The sequence below is a fragment of the Alteromonas sp. KUL49 genome, from assembly GCF_006538345.1.
Lineage (GTDB): Bacteria > Pseudomonadota > Gammaproteobacteria > Enterobacterales > Alteromonadaceae > Alteromonas.
Map to the genome: position 1 here is coordinate 14578 of NZ_BJKL01000001.1, position 17811 is coordinate 32388.

General features: G+C 43.3%; 14 protein-coding genes. 8 read left to right on the forward strand and 6 right to left on the reverse strand.

The features are described from left to right. Positions 1 to 323 precede the first annotated feature (323 nt). The gene (polA, locus tag EYS00_RS00085) at positions 324 to 3107 is read left to right on the forward strand and encodes a DNA polymerase I (RefSeq protein ID WP_130634549.1); all 2784 of its coding nucleotides are present in this window, start codon (positions 324 to 326) and stop codon (positions 3105 to 3107) included. A 358-nt stretch (positions 3108 to 3465) separates the two neighbouring features. On the opposite strand, the gene yihA is transcribed toward polA, so the two are convergent. Next, positions 3466 to 4080: a ribosome biogenesis GTP-binding protein YihA/YsxC gene (gene yihA, locus EYS00_RS00090; protein ID WP_130634550.1), complete on the reverse strand. Its 615-nt coding sequence runs from the start codon at positions 4078 to 4080 to the stop codon at positions 3466 to 3468. A 174-nt stretch (positions 4081 to 4254) separates the two neighbouring features. On the opposite strand from yihA, the gene EYS00_RS00095 reads away from it, so the two are divergent. The 4 genes from EYS00_RS00095 (at position 4255) to EYS00_RS00110 (ending at position 6846) form a co-directional block, all read left to right on the forward strand. Further along, complete coding sequence (locus EYS00_RS00095) at positions 4255 to 4878, forward strand: cytochrome c (RefSeq protein ID WP_130634551.1); 624 nt, start codon at positions 4255 to 4257, stop codon at positions 4876 to 4878. 338 nt (positions 4879 to 5216) lie between these two features. Further along, entirely contained in the window at positions 5217 to 5864 is a 648-nt protein-coding gene (locus EYS00_RS00100; RefSeq protein WP_130634552.1) for a class I SAM-dependent methyltransferase, read from the forward strand. Positions 5865 to 5916: 52 nt separating this feature from the next. After that, positions 5917 to 6426, forward strand: coding sequence for a Der GTPase-activating protein YihI (gene yihI, locus EYS00_RS00105; protein WP_130634553.1), 510 nt, complete (start codon positions 5917 to 5919; stop codon positions 6424 to 6426). A 33-nt stretch (positions 6427 to 6459) separates the two neighbouring features. Further along, positions 6460 to 6846, forward strand: a complete 387-nt coding sequence (locus EYS00_RS00110; protein ID WP_307723723.1) for a DUF2489 domain-containing protein — start codon at positions 6460 to 6462, stop codon at positions 6844 to 6846. Between the two features lie 98 nt (positions 6847 to 6944). On the opposite strand, the gene EYS00_RS00115 is transcribed toward EYS00_RS00110, so the two are convergent. Continuing rightward, a complete protein-coding gene (locus EYS00_RS00115) occupies positions 6945 to 7517 on the reverse strand; it encodes a DNA-3-methyladenine glycosylase I (RefSeq protein ID WP_130634554.1) in 573 nt (190 codons plus the stop codon). Between the two features lie 149 nt (positions 7518 to 7666). Between EYS00_RS00115 and glyQ the strand changes: the two genes are divergently transcribed. From glyQ to EYS00_RS00130, 3 genes are all read left to right on the forward strand, one after another. Further along, complete coding sequence (gene glyQ, locus EYS00_RS00120) at positions 7667 to 8575, forward strand: glycine--tRNA ligase subunit alpha (protein WP_130634555.1); 909 nt, start codon at positions 7667 to 7669, stop codon at positions 8573 to 8575. Next, positions 8575 to 10647, forward strand: a complete 2073-nt coding sequence (glyS, locus tag EYS00_RS00125; RefSeq protein ID WP_130634556.1) for a glycine--tRNA ligase subunit beta — start codon at positions 8575 to 8577, stop codon at positions 10645 to 10647. Before glyQ ends, glyS begins: the two co-directional genes overlap by 1 nt. Before the next feature lie 78 nt (positions 10648 to 10725). Then, on the forward strand, positions 10726 to 11166 hold the full coding sequence (locus tag EYS00_RS00130; RefSeq protein WP_130634557.1) for a hypothetical protein: 441 nt from the start codon (positions 10726 to 10728) through the stop codon (positions 11164 to 11166). 70 nt (positions 11167 to 11236) lie between these two features. Here the strand turns inward: EYS00_RS00130 and gyrB are convergent, their stop codons facing one another. From gyrB to dnaA, 4 genes are all read right to left on the reverse strand, one after another. Continuing rightward, positions 11237 to 13657 carry a DNA topoisomerase (ATP-hydrolyzing) subunit B gene (gyrB, locus tag EYS00_RS00135; RefSeq protein ID WP_130634558.1) on the reverse strand — a complete coding sequence of 807 codons (2421 nt, stop codon included), beginning with the start codon at positions 13655 to 13657 and terminating at the stop codon, positions 11237 to 11239. Positions 13658 to 13665: 8 nt separating this feature from the next. Further along, positions 13666 to 14754, reverse strand: a complete 1089-nt coding sequence (gene recF / locus EYS00_RS00140) for a DNA replication/repair protein RecF (protein WP_130634559.1) — start codon at positions 14752 to 14754, stop codon at positions 13666 to 13668. A 107-nt stretch (positions 14755 to 14861) separates the two neighbouring features. Next, positions 14862 to 15962 (reverse strand): DNA polymerase III subunit beta, encoded by a 1101-nt coding sequence (dnaN, locus tag EYS00_RS00145; protein ID WP_130634560.1) that lies wholly within the window; start codon positions 15960 to 15962, stop codon positions 14862 to 14864. A gap of 30 nt (positions 15963 to 15992) precedes the next feature. Beyond that, positions 15993 to 17489, reverse strand: coding sequence for a chromosomal replication initiator protein DnaA (gene dnaA / locus EYS00_RS00150; protein ID WP_130634561.1), 1497 nt, complete (start codon positions 17487 to 17489; stop codon positions 15993 to 15995). Positions 17490 to 17811 lie beyond the last annotated feature (322 nt).

The window sequence follows — 17811 nt, forward strand, 5'->3', positions numbered from 1 at the left end:
CATGTAAGAGCATAAATATGTTGTGCTACATTAGCAAACCGCTCGGAAATACTATTATTTGAAGCATCGGTAGTTATCCACATTTATCGACAATATTTATAGTAAGCCAAGTAGTGAGTGACTATTCCTCGAAGGCCCCATACCACTTACGATTGCACTTCATCGGTGCAATGTGTAAAGATCATAAAGATCCCGCTTATTACAAAACAGATCACAAAGTTATCCACAAGCCCTGTTCTAAAATATTCGTAGCGTACTCTATGGCGATCGAGCCTGTCCTATGGCATTCTTGCGCCACAATCACTCCTTAATAGCTACACGGCATGACAGATCAAAAAACACCTCCTTTTATTCTTGTAGACGGTTCTTCCTACCTTTTCCGCGCATTCCACGGTTTACCGCCATTAACCAATTCGAAAGGACAAGATACCGGTGCTATATACGGTGTAATTAACATGCTTAAGAGCTTGATCAAACAATATGGTCCGACTCATATAGGTGTAGTGTTTGATGCCAAGGGAAAAACGTTTAGAGATGACATCTACAGCGAGTACAAAGCTAATCGTCCTCCTATGCCCGAAGAACTAAGAAGTCAGATCGCTCCATTACATGACATTATTCGAGCGATGGGATTACCCGTTATCGTAGAGTCAGGTGTTGAAGCCGATGATGTTATTGGTACGCTTGCAAAACAAGCGTCTGAGCAAGGCATCGATACTGTTATTAGTACCGGTGATAAAGACATGGCCCAATTGGTGAATCAGCACGTCACTTTGATCAATACCATGACCAATCAACTTATGGACGTTGAGGGCGTAAAAGAGAAATTTGGAATACCACCGGAACTTATCATTGATTTCCTTGCGCTAAAAGGTGACAAAGTGGATAACATTCCGGGCGTACCTGGAGTGGGTGATAAAAGCGCACAAGCTCTGCTCAATGGTATTGGTGGTATTGATGCCATCTACCAGAATCTCGACGATATCGCAGGACTATCATTTCGCGGCAGTAAAACTATGGCAGCGAAAATGCAACAGTATGAAGAGCAAGCTCGGTTGTCCTATACTCTCGCGACTATCGCGATTGATCTTGAACTAGATTATGCCATTTCAGATCTTACCCCTACTGCTCCTGACAACGATGCCCTTGCTGCACTCTTTGCAGAGTACGAATTCAAACGGTGGCATGCAGAGGTCTCTGGAACGAGCGCATCAGAGCCAACCTCAACTTCATCAACCGATGAAACCTCGTCCGCACTAGAGGACACATCTACTAATGAGTTTCCCGGTATAGATAAAAGCGGGTATGAAATAGTTTATGACAAGGCTGTGTTTGATGCATGGGTGTCAAAGTTAGAGACCGCTGAACTTTTTGCGTTTGATACTGAGACAACTAGCTTGAACTACATGAATGCTGAGATAGTTGGGGTGTCATTTTGTATTACCCCAGGCGAAGCCGCTTACGTACCCGTTGCCCATGATTATCCCGATGCGCCAGAACAGCTAGACAGAGACTATGTGCTACAAGCACTTGCACCTATTTTGTCATCTCAAGACATCAAGAAAGTTGGCCAGCACATCAAGTATGATAAAAACGTACTTGCTAACTACGATATTACTCTCAATGGTGTAGCGTTCGACACCATGCTAGAGAGTTACGTTTTGAACAGCACCGCGCAGCGTCACGATATGGACTCGCTGGCCTTGGCCTATCTGGGGCACAAAACTGTGCATTTTGAAGAAATTGCGGGTAAAGGGGCGAAACAACTTACTTTCAATCAGATCCCACTTGAGCAAGCAGGCCCTTACGCGGCAGAAGATGCTGATATAACGCTACGTTTGCACAATGCCATAATAGAAAAGCTTAATGATGTCCCTGCGTTAAAGTCGCTACTTGAGGAAGTTGAAGTTCCGGCTTCTCAAGTACTCGCGCGAATGGAGCAAGCTGGTGTACTTATTGACAGTCAACAACTAGCGCAGCAAAGCCAAGATCTAGCTGCGCGAATATCTCAACTAGAGGCAGACGTACACGAAGAAGCGGGCGAACCGTTTAACTTGGGTTCAACAAAACAGTTACAGCACATTTTGTTTGAAAAAATGTCACTGCCAATCATCAAGAAAACACCAAAAGGTGCGCCGTCTACGTCGGAAGAAGTATTGCAAGAGCTAGCACTCACCTATCCGCTGCCAGAGAAAATCATGACCTACCGAGGTCTAACAAAGCTTAAGAACACTTACACCGATAAATTGCCAAAGATGATAAATCACCGCACAGGTCGTGTGCACACCTCTTATCATCAAGCCGTAACTGCCACTGGTCGTTTATCGTCTACTGATCCAAACTTGCAGAACATTCCCATCAGAACGGAAGAAGGCCGTCGTGTGCGACAAGCATTTATTCCGCGCGACGGCTATAAGATAGTTGCTGCCGATTACTCTCAGATTGAGTTAAGAATAATGGCACACTTATCTAAAGATGAAGGGCTACTTACCGCTTTCTCACAAGGTAAAGACATTCACAAAGCCACCGCGGCTGAAGTTTTTGGCGTATCAGTTGAAGAGGTTACTGTTGATCAACGGCGTAGTGCTAAAGCCATAAACTTTGGTTTGATTTACGGTATGTCTGCGTTTGGACTGGCTAAACAACTCAATATTCCTCGTCAAGAAGCACAAAAGTACATGGACCTCTATTTTGAGCGTTATCCGGGTGTACTAGATTACATGGAATCGACTCGAGAGTTTGCTAAAGCTAATGGCTATGTTGAAACAGTGTTTGGACGCCGCTTATATTTACCAGACATTAAAGCGAGTAATGGCGCTCGTCGTAAAGGTGCAGAGCGAGCTGCAATTAATGCTCCTATGCAAGGTACTGCGGCAGACATTATCAAGAAAGCGATGATTGCAGTCGACAGCTGGATTCAAGATTCAGCATCAGACACCGTCACTATGATGATGCAAGTGCACGATGAACTTGTATTTGAAATCGCTACAGATAATGTTGAGGAATACACTCAAACTATCACCAACATCATGCAAGATGCCGCTGCGTTATCTGTGCCTTTAGTGGTTGAAGCTGGTGTGGGTGAAAACTGGGATGAGGCTCATTAATCGTAATTTGATTACATATTTTGGATATAAGCATTGGTAAGTACGCTAAATTTGGTAATTTAATTACAATTTAGCCTTGCCTTTTTCTTGTCTTATTGTAACCTTAGTCGCGTAGGGTACAGAGGTGAGAAAGCTGTTTTCAAACCTTTGCTTTAACCCCGGCCATTGTTGCCGGGGTTTTTTTATGCCCAAATAAAAATCAACAAAAAAAGCATATATAATTCAGCCACATAGAAACTCATTTGAAAAATATTCGAATTAAATTGAACTTACTACTGTTGTGCGACTCTATTTAATCGGTTTTTATGTGTTTTTCTCTCAGTCCTTAGCCCTGCTTTCAAGTGGGGCTTTCTTTTATCTATTCACTACTTTCTTTTGTTTCTAACGATAGCCACTGATTCAGAACGCCTTCTAATTCGGGTAAACCATGTCGATTCAATGAAGAAAAGGTATGCACGGTTACATCACCCATAAACGCAAGCGCAGCTTCACGAGCCATGAGTAATTGTGCTTTGCGTTTTCCTGACTTTAGCTTATCGGCCTTAGTGAGAAGCGCTAGAACCGGTATACCAGCATCTACAGCCCAATGAATAAGGTCTTGGTCAAGGTCTTTAAAAGGATGACGAATATCCATTAGAACCACTAGGCCCTTAAGTGACTTCCTTTTTTGTAGGTATTCACCCAACGATGCTTGCCACTTTTTCTTCATTGCAATAGGTACTTGCGCAAAACCATATCCAGGGAGATCCACAAGGCGTTTGTCTTCTTCAAGTTCAAACACATTGATCAATTGGGTACGCCCCGGAGTTTTACTCGTTCTAGCAAGGTTTTTTTGTCGAGTTAATGTATTTAGCGCGCTAGACTTACCTGCATTAGAACGACCAGCGAAAGCGACTTCTATTCCCGAATCATTTTTGAGATGCCTAATATCTGGCGCACTAATAAGAAATTTTGCTTTAGTGTAATACGACATATAGTCTTACTCCGTACGCATCACTAACCTAAAATGAATCCTTTTTAATGGTCAAAACTAAGGTAAAACCATAGTTTTATTATGGAATAGGTTTTTCTGACGCGTTAAATGTGTAAAATACGCATGATATCACGTATATCACGCGAGCCGTTGGATCCATTTAAGAGATTTATTATGAAAAAACTGTGTTTGTTGTTTTGTATGTCTTTAGGTTTGTCTGCCACAGCGATGGCAGAAGGTAATGCTGAAGCAGGTCAAGCTAAGTCCGCTGTATGTGCCGCATGTCACGGTATGGACGGTAACAGCATGATTGATATTAATCCTAAGATTGCAGGTCAACACGAAAGCTACATCGTAAAGCAGTTGCAAGAGTTTAAATTAGCTTCACAAACTGGTGGTGAAGAAGGCCGCAATAACGCAGTGATGAACGGTATGGCTGCACCACTGTCAGAGCAAGACATGCTAGACCTTGCGGCATACTTTTCTAGCCAAACAGCAAAAGACGGCGAGACACCAGAACAGTACGTTGAAGCGGGTCGTGCACTTTATCAAGGTGGAGACGAATCACGAGGCGTGACAGCTTGTATCGCATGTCACGGTCCACAGGGTAACGGTATGGGCTTAGCGGGCTTTCCAGATATCAGTGGTCAACATGCTGCATACACAGCGGCACAACTTAAAGCATTCCGAGCAGGTACTCGTCATAATGATATGAACGGCATGATGCGCGATATCGCTATGAAATTAACTGACGAAGATATAGAAATTTTATCTAACTATATCGCGGGCTTACACTAACAAGGCCGTTTTTTAACCCATTTTGTTAATATGGTGTAACAAAATGGGTTGTGTTTTTAATATTTTCGTGTAATCTAGCGGCTTAGTTTGTAACCGTTTGCAAAACATTACGAACACAGTTAAAGAATAACAATAAAAATAAACTGCACGGACGACATTAAAAAACGATCATAGAAGATCAAAAACAACAATAAGCTCTGTGAACAATAATAATAAGTAGAGCAAATCCATGGAAGCCAGCTACACATTGACGTGTAAATAACGGGAGAGGTGTCATACGACACTCATACAAAACGAGGTGATGGTTAACCCCATCGCCTTTTTTCTTTTTTGCGCCTATGAATTCACTTACTTGCCCATTATGTGTTCATGATTTTGAAAGTACAGATGTATTCTTTCAGGATAAGAAACGCTGTTACCATCAATGTCCTCAATGTAGTCTTGTATTCGTCACGCCCGAAGAACGTCTCACACCAGATCAGGAACTCGAAGAATATAAGCTTCATGAAAACCATGTTGACGACGCCGGTTACCGAAAGTTTTTAAACCGCGCACTATCACCTTTAGTTCCCATGGTTGACTCTTTCACCAATGCATTAGATTTTGGCTGCGGTCCTGGACCACTACTCGCGATAATGCTTCGAGAGTACGGTATAGAAACGAGTATTTACGACCCATTCTTCTTTCCCTCTCGCGACGTATTAAATACGTCGTATTCTTTAATCACATGTACTGAAGCGATCGAGCATTTCCATCATCCTCACAAAGAGTGGGAACTTTGGCAGTCTTTAATCGCTTCTGATGGCGTCATTTTAATAATGACTAAGCGCGTGTTAGATAGAGAGCGCTTTAAGCACTGGCACTACAAGAACGACCCAACTCATGTGTGTTTTTTTAGCGAAGCTACTTTTCGTTATTTAGGTCAAAAATATCATTATGACGTACAGTTCCCAACGAATGATGTTGTATTGATGAAGAAGCTTTAGAAAATACAGGTTATAATATGGGACTGTTCAATAAAGTACTGTCTCTCTTGTTATGGCAACCAAAAGTAAGAAATCCCGCAAAATTGGTCTCATTGGCGTTCGTAAAGATCCCGATCGTAAGCCTGGTTCACATCGCAATAACGATGCTCGCCCGAAAAAGCACAAGGGCAAACCAGCCGGTACCCGTAACAATGTTGAGCAACCATCCAAGTCCGTTGGCAGGAAGCAAGAGAATAAAGACCCCAGGTTAGGTAGTAAGAAGCCTATCTCCTTGATCAAAGTAGAGACGCCAACCCCAAATCAGCCACAAAAACGAAAGTATGCGACGCCAGCGCAAGAATTAGCCGCATTAGAAGCAGACCAACGCCTTGCATCACTGCTCGACAAGCTCGATGACGATAAGCCGCTTACAAAAGAGCAACAAGCTTACGTGGATGAAAAAATGGCGAGACACCGCATTCTCTGCGATCTACTTGGTATCGTAGAAGTGGAAGATGAAGAAGAAGAAAACGATCCATTCGACTCTCTCGACGCTATTGATATAGACGACTTCAAAGATTAACTCAGTCAACTATTAACTTTCTAGAGTACTCTTATGCCTTGGATCTATCTCGCAGTGTGTTTTGCTGCACTCATTATTATAGGACTTAGTTTTTACGCCGGACGCTTACTCTTCTTGCTTAAGCAACAAAAAGAGCGTCAAAACAGTGTGCGCAGTAAACGTATTTACAACATCAGTGAAAGTGTTCACGTAATTGCCATGGCAATGGAGCAGCAGCAGTGTGAGTTGAGTGAGGGAGTCATTCGTATCGTTAATTTACTAAACGCGTTACCTATTGACCCCCAGCCCGATTTTAAAAACCATCTATCCACACACTCACGCGCTGTTCGGAGAAATCAGCGGTTTTGCCACCTTAGAAGACAGAAAAAACGCTCTCTAAGAAGGAAAAGCGCAAACAAGATACCGCCCGTGAACAAATAGAATCAGAGTTCGAATCTAATGTTTTAAATGAACTCCCCAGTATAAAGGCCTACAGCGCAGAATTAATGAAAGGGTAGACTCAGGTCTGCCCTTTCCTATTATCGAGCTAGCTCACTCACCTCTTGATAGCAAAAACACGTTTTGGCATGGTCGTTCACTATGCCAACGGCTTGCATAAACGCATAGCAAATTGTCTCACCAACAAAGGTAAATCCTCGCTTTTTGAGGTCTTTGGACATTTTTTTTGCCACAGCGGCACACTCTTCTTGGTTCCCATCTACTTCACCGCGAATAGTCTTCCCCTCGGTAAATGCCCAAACATAGTCACTGAAAGACTGCTCCTCTTGTATCAACAGGTACGCTTTTGCATTTTTTACGATAGCATTCAATTTCAGCCTATGTCGGATAAGCCCTGTATTTGTCATGAGTAATTCAATATCGTCTTCAGTCATCTCAACAATTTTTGAGGGGACAAAGTCAAAGAAAGCAGCTTCATAATTCTTCTGTTTTTTGAGTACGGTTATCCAAGAAAGCCCGGCTTGCTGGCCTTCTAGACAAAGCTTTGCAAAAAGAAGTTGGCTGTCTAACACTGGGCGTCCCCACTCTTCATCATGATACTTTTGATACAAAGGGTCTTCACTCACCCAGTTGCACCTGGTCACTTTATTCATGTGTTCTCACTTAGCAATTTTGCGCTTAAACCTTCTAGCATTATTCCTCAATAGATGCTGCATTTTCATGTATTACATCTACATACTACCCTTCACAAAATGTATACTATGCATCTTTTTTATACCGTTAACCAATAAGCAGCGAATGTATGCAGAAATACGATATTAAAACCTTTCAAGGGTTAATCCTCGCGCTACAGGATTATTGGGCTCGTCAGGGCTGTGTCATCATACAACCTCTAGATATGGAAGTTGGTGCAGGCACATTTCATCCGATGACATTTCTTCGTTCTCTTGGCCCAGAGCCAATGAGCAGCGCTTATGTACAACCATGCCGTCGCCCAACTGATGGACGTTATGGTGAAAACCCCAATCGCTTACAGCACTACTATCAATTCCAAGTCATGCTCAAGCCCTCTCCAGATAATATTCAGGAGTTATATTTGGGCTCTCTTAAAGAGCTCGGCTTTGACCCTCTCACCCATGACATTCGATTTGTAGAAGACAACTGGGAATCACCAACGCTTGGCGCGTGGGGCTTAGGTTGGGAAGTGTGGCTTAACGGTATGGAAGTTACTCAATTTACCTACTTCCAACAAGTAGGTGGTCTAGAGTGCAAACCTGTTACTGGCGAAATCACCTATGGTCTAGAGCGTCTTGCCATGTATGTTCAAGGAGTAGATTCGATTTACGATCTTGTTTGGACAGACGGCCCGCTAGGTAAAGTCACTTACGGTGATGTTTTCCATCAGAACGAAGTAGAACAATCAGCGTATAACTTTGAGCATGCAAATGTAGAGGCGTTATTTAGAACCTTCGACGAGTGTGAAGCAGAAAGCCAGAAGCTTATTGAGCACAACTTGCCATTGCCTGCCTACGAGCAAGTCATGAAAGCATCTCATGCATTTAATCTTCTGGATGCTCGTCATGCTATATCGGTTACTGAACGCCAACGTTATATCCTTCGCGTTCGTACATTGGCAAAAGCGTGTGCAGAAAGTTACTACAACGCCCGTGAAGCACTAGGCTTCCCATTATGTAATAAGGAGGCTAAATAGTGCAGACTCAAAACTGTTTAGTAGAACTAGGGACCGAAGAACTCCCACCAAAGGCGCTCAAAAACCTAGGTGAAAGCTTTGCAGCGCAGATTCAAGCGGCCCTTGAAGCGTCTGATTTAGGATTCGATAAAGTTGAATGGTATGCTGCTCCGCGTCGTCTAGCTGTTAGCATACTAGCACTTGCCGAAAAACAAGCAGATAAAGTGGTTGAGAAACGTGGTCCTGCGGTTACTGCCGCATTCGATGCTGACGGTAACCCCACTAAGGCGGCGTTAGGCTGGGCTCGAGGCAATGGTATTGAAGTTAGCCAAGCAGACCGTCTTGTGACAGACAAGGGTGAATGGCTGCTCCATAAAGCTGAAGTTGCAGGCAAGTCTGTTTCAGCGCTTCTCGGCGACATCATTAATCAAGCAATTAGCAAGCTTCCCATTCCTAAGCCTATGCGTTGGGGACGTAGTAGCACGCAATTCATTCGCCCTGTGCATACGTTAACCGTACTTTATGGCAGTGAAATTGTCCCTGTTACCGCTCTCGGTCTTTCAAGTGATAGAGTACTTCAAGGGCATCGTTTCCACGGCGTCGGTCGTGTTGAACTAGACCATGCAGATAACTATCTTGATACATTACAGTCCCAATATGTACTCGCAGATTTTGAAGGACGTAAAGCAAAGGTCAGTGAGGGCTTGTTAAATGCCGCAGCGGATCTTTCGCTTACTGCTGACTTTGACGATGCCCTGTTAGAAGAGATTGCATCACTAGTAGAATGGCCTGTCATTCTGCAAGCAAGCTTCGATGAGTCTTTCCTAAAGGTTCCTAAGGAAGCACTCATCTACACCATGAAAGACGACCAAAAGTATGTTCCGTTACTGGACAACGCTGGTGCGCTTTCTAACACATTCTTATTTGTGAGTAACATTGAAAGTCGCGACCCGATGCAAGTTATCTCAGGCAACGAGAAAGTTATACGCCCGCGCCTTGCAGACGCAGAATTCTTCTTTAACAGCGACAAGAAAGCAACATTAGAAAGCCGTTTAGACAAACTTTCTACCGTGCTTTTCCAAAAGCAATTGGGCACGCTAAAAGAAAAGTCTGAACGTATTTCTGCGCTAGCGGCATTTATCGGTGAGCACATTGGTGCTGATTCGTCGCTTGCAGCTCGCGCAGGTTTGCTTGCTAAAGCAGACTTAATGACGAACATGGTCATGGAATTTCCAGACGTTCAAGGTGTCATGGGTAAGTACTATGCACTTAATGATGGTGAAAATCCTCAAGTTGCTAACGCGCTATACGAACAATACTTTCCTCGTTTTGCAGGTGATGCGGTCCCATCCGACACAGTTGCTGCAAGTGTAGCACTCGCTGATAAACTCGATACTCTGGTAGGTATTTTCGGTATTGGCCAGTTACCCAAGGGCGACAAAGACCCATTTGCGCTTCGTCGTGCAGCGATCGGCGCTATACGAATTATCACCGAGCTGTCTTTATCACTGGACTTAGAAGTACTGGTTGCTAAGGCTATTGAAGTGTATGGTGACAAGTTAACTAATAGCGATACCCAAACTCAGGTGGTTGATTTTGTGCTAGGTAGATTTGTAGCCTTCCTTCAGGACAAAGGTATAGGCACAGATGTTATTCAAGCAGTAGCGTCTCGTCGCCCTACTCAGCCTACTGACTATATGGCACGTATCGCTGCAGTAGATAGCTTTAAGCTTGCGTCTGAAGCGGAAGCGTTGGCAGCAGCCAATAAACGTGTTGCTAATATACTCGCCAAACAAAGCGACGCGATTAATGATTCAGTAGAAGAATCACTACTTGTAGAAGATGCTGAGAAAGCGTTATTTGAAGCACTCTCTGCAGCCAATACTGTGGTAGCAGAAAGTCTCCAATCAACAGACTACACTCGTATTCTTTCGACGCTGTCTACATTACGTGACGTTATCGATAACTTCTTTGACAATGTCATGGTAATGGCAGACGATGAAGCGATTAAAGCAAATCGTTTGGCGTTGCTCCAATTGCTCCGAGGCATATTCTTAACCACAGCTGATGTTTCATTGTTAGCTAAGAGTTAACCGACTCGTCGCAACTTAAGCAATTATTTAAGCCCAACATTTGTTTGGGCTTTTTTATTTTTAAAAGGAATTCTCTTCTTGAGCAAATATATTGTAGCTTTGATATTTAGCGTATTGATTACTGGTTGCACGTCTAGTTCGTCGCTGTCAGGCCGCAGTAGTGCCACGCCAGTGAACTTCAGTACTCTGTATCTTCGCGGTGTATTTAATTGGTGGGAGGCATTACCGGCCTATAAGTTTACGCCGTTAGACGATAGCCAGTGGACTGTTGACGTAGAGTTAATTGCGGATGGTCAGCCTTACGATTTCAGGCTATCTGACGAGAACTGGACCCCTTCTCAAAGTTGTGGTGCCGTGATTAAGAGTCAGCCAGTGATTTTAGGAACTCAGTCAGTTCTAACGTGTAAACAGTCTTCTCAGAACCTACAGTTCACTCCTACGGTGACTGGCTTCTATCGCTTTCAAATCAGCCAGCCAAAGAGCGGTGAAGTTCTTCTTACCGTTTCTCGTATTCGCTAGTTAGAAATTCCCATAAAAAAACCGGTGTCATTTCTGAGACCGGTTTTTTTTGTGATTGCGCTGAACTGCTCTATACGTCTAAGTTTTCTACTTTAAGCGCGTTCGCTTCAATAAACTCTCTTCTAGGCTCTACTTGATCACCCATGAGCGTAGTGAACAACTGATCACATCCGATAGCATCTTCAATAGTCACTTGAAGCATTCTTCGGCTATCTGGATCCATAGTGGTTTCCCAGAGTTGATCTGGGTTCATCTCACCAAGACCTTTATAACGCTGTACGTATTGACCACGTTTAGCCTCAGTCATTAGCCACTCAAGTGCGTCCTTAAACGCGCTCACAGGCTGTTTACGTTCATTTCTTTTCACGTATGCATCTTCAGCCATCATATCGTTAATCGCAAGGTTAAGGTCTTTAATACGTTGATATTCTGTTGACTCAATAAATTCGTGGTTAATGTTATATTCGTAGTCAATACCGTGCATGCGCATGATAATTGTAATGTAGAACTCACTCAGTTCTGCGTCTCTACGAATTTCAAAACGATAAGTCGCACCATCAGATTCATTTGCCGTTAGCTGCTCAACGAAGGCCTCAGCAACAGGTGTAAGCGTGCTTTCTTGCTTCAAGTCTTCTAAGTTAATTACTGAGGTGTACAGCATACGATAAAGCAATGATTCGGGCATCATACGCTTCATGCGGCCAATCATTTTTTCAACGGTTTGATACTGAGTAACTAGTGTTTCTAACCCTACGCCACTAATACCTGGATCTGATTCACTGGTATGAAGCGAAGCACCATCCAATGCAATTGACGTTAAGTATGAAGTAAGCGCGTCATCATCCTTGAGGTACTGCTCTTGCTTACCCTTTTTCACTTTGTAGAGCGGAGGCTGAGCAATATACACGTATCCGCGCTCTATGATTTCAGGCATTTGACGGTAGAAGAAGGTCAGCAACAAGGTACGAATGTGAGAGCCGTCTACGTCAGCATCGGTCATAATAATGATGCTGTGGTAACGAAGTTTTTCAGGGTCATATTCGTCACGACCAATACCACAGCCTAGTGCAGTAATCAGTGTCGCCACTTCTTGCGACGAAAGCATCTTGTCGAAGCGTGCCTTTTCTACATTTAGAATCTTACCTTTAAGAGGCAGTATCGCCTGGTTCTTACGATTACGACCCTGCTTTGCTGATCCGCCCGCAGAGTCACCCTCCACTATGTACAGCTCACTTAGCGCAGGATCTTTCTCTTGACAGTCGGCCAACTTACCAGGTAAGCCAGCGAGATCCAACGCTCCTTTTCGACGAGTCATTTCACGTGCTTTACGCGCAGCCTCACGAGCACGAGCAGCATCAATAATCTTTCCAGCAATGGTCTTACTGTCACTTGGGTTCTCTAGCAAGAACTCTGCAAGCTTTTCATTCATAGCAGATTCAACCGCTGGACGAACTTCAGAAGAAACAAGCTTATCTTTTGTCTGAGAAGAGAATTTCGGATCAGGCACTTTTACTGAAATAACAGCTGTCAAACCTTCACGTGCATCATCACCACTGGCATTGGTTTTCGCTTTTTTATTAAGCCCTTCCTTCTCCATGTAGTTGTTTAACGTACGTGTTAGTGCACCACGGAAACCCGCTAAGTGAGTACCACCATCACGCTGAGGGATATTGTTGGTAAAACAAAAGATGTTTTCTTGGAAGCCATCGTTCCACTGAAGCGCGGCTTCCACTGATATTCCATCTTCGCGTTCTGAAGAAAAATGGAAAACTTTTTGATGTACAGGTGTCTTGTTTTGGTTTAGGTATTCAACGAATGCTTGAATACCACCCTCATACATAAAGTGGTCTTCTTTGCCATCTCTTTCATCTTTCAAACGAATGGAAACACCAGAATTCAAGAAAGATAGCTCACGAAGGCGTTTTGCTAAAATGTCATAATGGAACAAGGTATCAGAGAATGTTTCTTCACTGGGCCAGAAGCGTACACTGGTACCTGTTTTCTCAGTTTCGCCAACAACCGCTAGAGGTTGTTGAGGTACGCCGTGTTGATATTCTTGTTCGTGACTCTTACCCGCTCGACGAATACGAAGCTTAAGTTTACTTGATAGCGCATTAACTACCGATACACCTACACCGTGTAGACCACCCGATACTTTATATGAATTATCATCAAATTTACCGCCTGCGTGTAGTACAGTCATGATAACTTCGGCAGCAGATACGCCCTCTTCGGGGTGAATTTCGGTAGGAATTCCACGACCATTATCTGATACTGATACACTACCATCAGTGTGAATTTGAACAACAATTTCAGAACAGTGTCCTGCTAATGCTTCGTCGATTGAATTATCAACCACCTCAAATACCATGTGGTGTAAGCCAGTACCATCATCGGTGTCTCCAATGTACATACCAGGGCGCTTACGTACAGCATCCAATCCTTTCAGTACTTTAATACTGGACGAATCGTAGTTATTCTGTTCTGACATACTGTCTTTTACTCCTCTTTCACGCTTCCATGTTCCACGTGAAACATTCTTTTTTCATTATATTTAGCGATAAATTCTAATTGTGATGATTCAATTGCAGTTACAAAAACCTGCGTGTCCATTCGCAATAAACCGTCGATGAATCGTTCTCGCTTTTCGGCATCAAGCTCGGCCCCTACATCGTCAAGTAGAAAAACACTCTTCCGAGATGTTTGATTATTAAACAGCGCTGTTTGAGCCAATTGCAGCGCTGCCACAGCCATTCTGAGCTGTCCTCGCGATAAAAGTTCCTGAGCATTAAGACCGTTTACTTTTAGGCGTATATCAGCCTTGTGTGGCCCAGAAGATGTATGGCCTATTTTAACATCATACTCACGTTTTTTAACTAAGCTTTCATCTAAACTGGCATCTTTTTCCCATCCTTTATAGTAAGAAATCGTTACTTCGTACTCTGGAAGGAATTCACTGATGTATTGTTCAAAGAAAGGGGCAAGTGCAGCAACATAATCAACGCGTCGAGAGTGAAGTTCTAGCGCCTTTTGTACAAAACACGATTCCCAATAGCCGTATTCTGGACTAGCCAAATTGGCTCTTTGCTTGAGTAATGCGTTGCGGTGCTTGAGGAAACTCTGAAACTGTGACGTTAGTAAACTGTAGTCATGTTCCACGTGAAACAATCCCCAATCACAGAATCGTCTACGTTCAGAAGGTGAACCTAAAACTAGATCGGTACTTTGTGGCGTAAACAATTGAACTGGTACTAGGCTAACTAAGTCCGACAACTTTGTTGAATGTTCGCCGTTAATACTACAAGTAAATCCGCCGGTTCTATCTCTCTGTAAACCAACCTTGACTTCTTCCCCGTCATCCCTTCTAGCGAGGGAAAACACGCTAAAGGCATTACTCTCGGCTTGAATAACAGACTCATGCTTTTTTGTCCGAAAAGAACGACCGAACCCGAGATAATAAATGGACTCGAGAATAGAAGACTTTCCACTACCATTCTTACCGATAATGACAGTTAACGATGGCGACGGCGTAATATCGAGTGACGAGATATTTCGAAAATTACCAAGGTGGAGGCGACGTAACTTCATCTGCTGTGTACTAGCTTTATAAGTTACTTAAAGCGAAGTGGGTGCACACTTATTGTACACCCACTCAAAGAATAAAATATTGTTAAGCACTGAATACTGTTTGTACTCTATAAACGCATTGGCATAATAACGTACAGTGCCGCGTCATCTGAAGCGTCTTCTATCAACGCACTAGCATTGGCGTCTGACATACTTAACTTCACTTCATCTGAGCCTAAAGCGTTTAAGACATCAATAAGATAAGCAACGTTAAAACCAATCTCTAAGTCACTTCCCTCATAATTGATATCAACGATTTCTTCCGCTTCTTCCTGCTCCGGGTTATTTGCCGTAATCTTAATTTCACCTGACGAAAGGTTTAAGCGAACTCCTCGAAACTTTTCATTAGATAGAATAGCTGCCCGAGAAAATGCATCCTTCAAAACAGCTTTACTCGCCAAAATTTCTTTGTCACCGTCTTTTGGCAACACACGACGATAATCAGGGAAACGACCATCAACAAGCTTACTTGTGAAAATAAAGTCATTGGAAAACAAGCGTAAATGATTAGCGCCAATTTGAATTTTAAGAGATTTATCTTCTTCACCTATTAGGCGAGAAATCTCTAACACACCCTTACGAGGAATAATTACCTGACGAGAAGGCAACGCAGTGTCATAGGTTAAACGGCACAACGCAAGGCGGTGACCATCAGTAGCAACAGTGCGAATTGTAGTATCTTCGGTTTCGAGGGACATACCGTTTAAGTAGTAACGAACATCCTGCTGAGCCATAGAAAAACTAGTAGCATCAATCAGACGCTTCAAGTTACTGCAGGTTATCTCAAACTCAACCTCGCCTTCCCAATCTTCAAGATTGGGGTAATCCGACGCCGACAGCGTAGACAAGGTATAGCGTCCACGCCCTGCACGTATAAGTGCTTTGTTCCCATCTACAGAGAAAACGATATTCGTACCGTCAGACAAACCACGAATAATATCGAAAAGCTTCTTTGCAGGAACAGTAATTTCACCGTCGACGGAATCGCCCTCAAGCTTGACGCTCGAAATAAGCTCAACTTCCAAATCGGTACCGGTAAGCCATAGCGCACCTTCACTCACCTTAATAAGGATATTGGAAAGAATAGGCAGTGTGTGACGACGCTCGATAGCGCCAGACACTAATTGAAGAGGTTGCAAAAACGTTTCGCGGCTTATAGTAAATTTCATCGCTGTGCTATCTCGCCTCTAAAAGTCGATTTACGAAGACAAAGTCCGTATGAGGTTTTTATAGTCCTCTTTTATATCATGACTTTCTTCTCTTAGCTGCTCTATTTTTCGGCAAGCATGCAAAACAGTAGTGTGATCACGACCGCCGAAAGCGTTACCTAATTCGGGAAGACTATGGTTAGTTAGTTCCTTGGCTAGCGCCATAGCGACTTGACGAGGACGCGCAACACTTCTGCTTCTTCGTTTTGAGAGAATATCAGCAACTTTAATCTTGTAGTAATCGGCCACCGTCTTTTGAATATTGTCTACGGTAACCAACTTTTCTTGCAGCGCTAGTAGATCTCGCAATGCTTCGCGAACAAAATCGATAGTGATTGGACGGCCAGTAAAATTCGCATTTGCAATAACGCGGTTGAGTGCGCCTTCTAGCTCACGAACATTCGAGCGGAGTCGTTTAGCAATAAAGAATGCAACTTCGTTGGGCAAGTGAATTCTGTTCTCAGCCGCTTTACGCATAAGAATAGCAACTCGTGTTTCCAGCTCTGGAGGCTCTATAGCGATAGTCAGACCCCAGCCAAAACGTGACTTAAGTCGGTCTTCCACACCGTCAATTTCTTTTGGATAGCGATCGGACGTTAGAATGATCTGCTGATTACCTTCAAGCAACGCGTTAAACGTATGGAAAAACTCTTCCTGAGAACGCTCTTTATTAGCAAAGAACTGAATATCATCGATTAAAAGCGCGTCTACCGAACGATAAAAACGTTTAAAGTCTTCTATAGCATTGTTTTGTAGCGCTTTAACCATATCTTGGACAAATCGCTCTGAATGCATGTACACAATCTTTGCATCTTGCTTATTAGCAACAATACCATTACCCACCGCATGGAGCAGGTGAGTCTTACCCAATCCAGTGCCTCCATAGATGAACAGCGGATTGTAAGAGCCACCAGGGTTATTAGCCACCTGTGTTGCTGCAGCTCGTGCTAGTTGGTTTGACTTACCTTCTACAAAGTTATCAAACTGGTAAGTACCGTTAATGTTGCTCTTATGTTTCATCGCTTCCGGAATAGGTACCACTGATGGCGAAGAATTTACCGGCTTGGCACTACTGACTGGAGTATTTGTCGAAAACGACGACAGAGGCATGGGTGCAGTAGGTTCAGGTAATGGATCACTTGCCGCAGGCATAGAAATAGGCGCTTGTGAAACTGGGTTACTACTAACGGGAGCAACAATAGGCGAATTGCCAGTAGATATAGACGCCGGACGTTGAGCCTGCATCGCTTCACGCTTCAAGACATCTAAACGAAGCTGCGGTGCATTGGCACCAGCAAATTCATGAAGTAACGCAGTAATACTGTCTAAATACTTGTCGCGAACCCAATCAAGTACGAAACGATTAGGTGCATACAACGAAACAAGTCCTTCTTCTTCTTGTGATACAAGTGGTCTTATCCACATGCTGAACTGCTGCGTAGGCAAATCTTGACGCAAACGCTCTAGGCATTGGTTCCATAACGACATGGTACAAATTGCTCCCGTAACTCACTACTATTACCAACAACACACCGGGATGACAGGCACCATAGTTCGTCAAAGCGAATGACTTGAATGGAATTTATTTTGTTGGGTATCAGCGAGACTATTATTAATCTTCTAAGCTGTGGATTATCTAACGATGAACAAAAAAAGTAAACAGCGATCACGATAGATCTTAAGGATCAATTTCACAACTAACTGTAATAAAAGAAAATAATCAATATAACAATTGATCACGGTGACATTCTAAATTGTTATTTAAACAGTGGAAAACTTTACTTGATCAATACTAATTTTAGTGACCTTG

Bases quoted from the DNA above. Each gene is read 5' to 3' on its own strand.
- polA (WP_130634549.1), top strand. From the start codon at position 324: ATGACAGATCAAAAAACACCTCCTTTTATTCTTGTAGACGGTTCTTCC.
- yihA (WP_130634550.1), bottom strand. From the start codon at position 4,080: ATGTCGTATTACACTAAAGCAAAATTTCTTATTAGTGCGCCAGATATT.
- EYS00_RS00095 (WP_130634551.1), top strand. From the start codon at position 4,255: ATGAAAAAACTGTGTTTGTTGTTTTGTATGTCTTTAGGTTTGTCTGCC.
- EYS00_RS00100 (WP_130634552.1), top strand. From the start codon at position 5,217: ATGAATTCACTTACTTGCCCATTATGTGTTCATGATTTTGAAAGTACA.
- yihI (WP_130634553.1), top strand. From the start codon at position 5,917: ATGGCAACCAAAAGTAAGAAATCCCGCAAAATTGGTCTCATTGGCGTT.
- EYS00_RS00110 (WP_307723723.1), top strand. From the start codon at position 6,460: ATGCCTTGGATCTATCTCGCAGTGTGTTTTGCTGCACTCATTATTATA.
- EYS00_RS00115 (WP_130634554.1), bottom strand. From the start codon at position 7,517: ATGAATAAAGTGACCAGGTGCAACTGGGTGAGTGAAGACCCTTTGTAT.
- glyQ (WP_130634555.1), top strand. From the start codon at position 7,667: ATGCAGAAATACGATATTAAAACCTTTCAAGGGTTAATCCTCGCGCTA.
- gyrB (WP_130634558.1), bottom strand. From the start codon at position 13,657: ATGTCAGAACAGAATAACTACGATTCGTCCAGTATTAAAGTACTGAAA.
- recF (WP_130634559.1), bottom strand. From the start codon at position 14,754: ATGAAGTTACGTCGCCTCCACCTTGGTAATTTTCGAAATATCTCGTCA.
- dnaN (WP_130634560.1), bottom strand. From the start codon at position 15,962: ATGAAATTTACTATAAGCCGCGAAACGTTTTTGCAACCTCTTCAATTA.
- dnaA (WP_130634561.1), bottom strand. From the start codon at position 17,489: ATGTCGTTATGGAACCAATGCCTAGAGCGTTTGCGTCAAGATTTGCCT.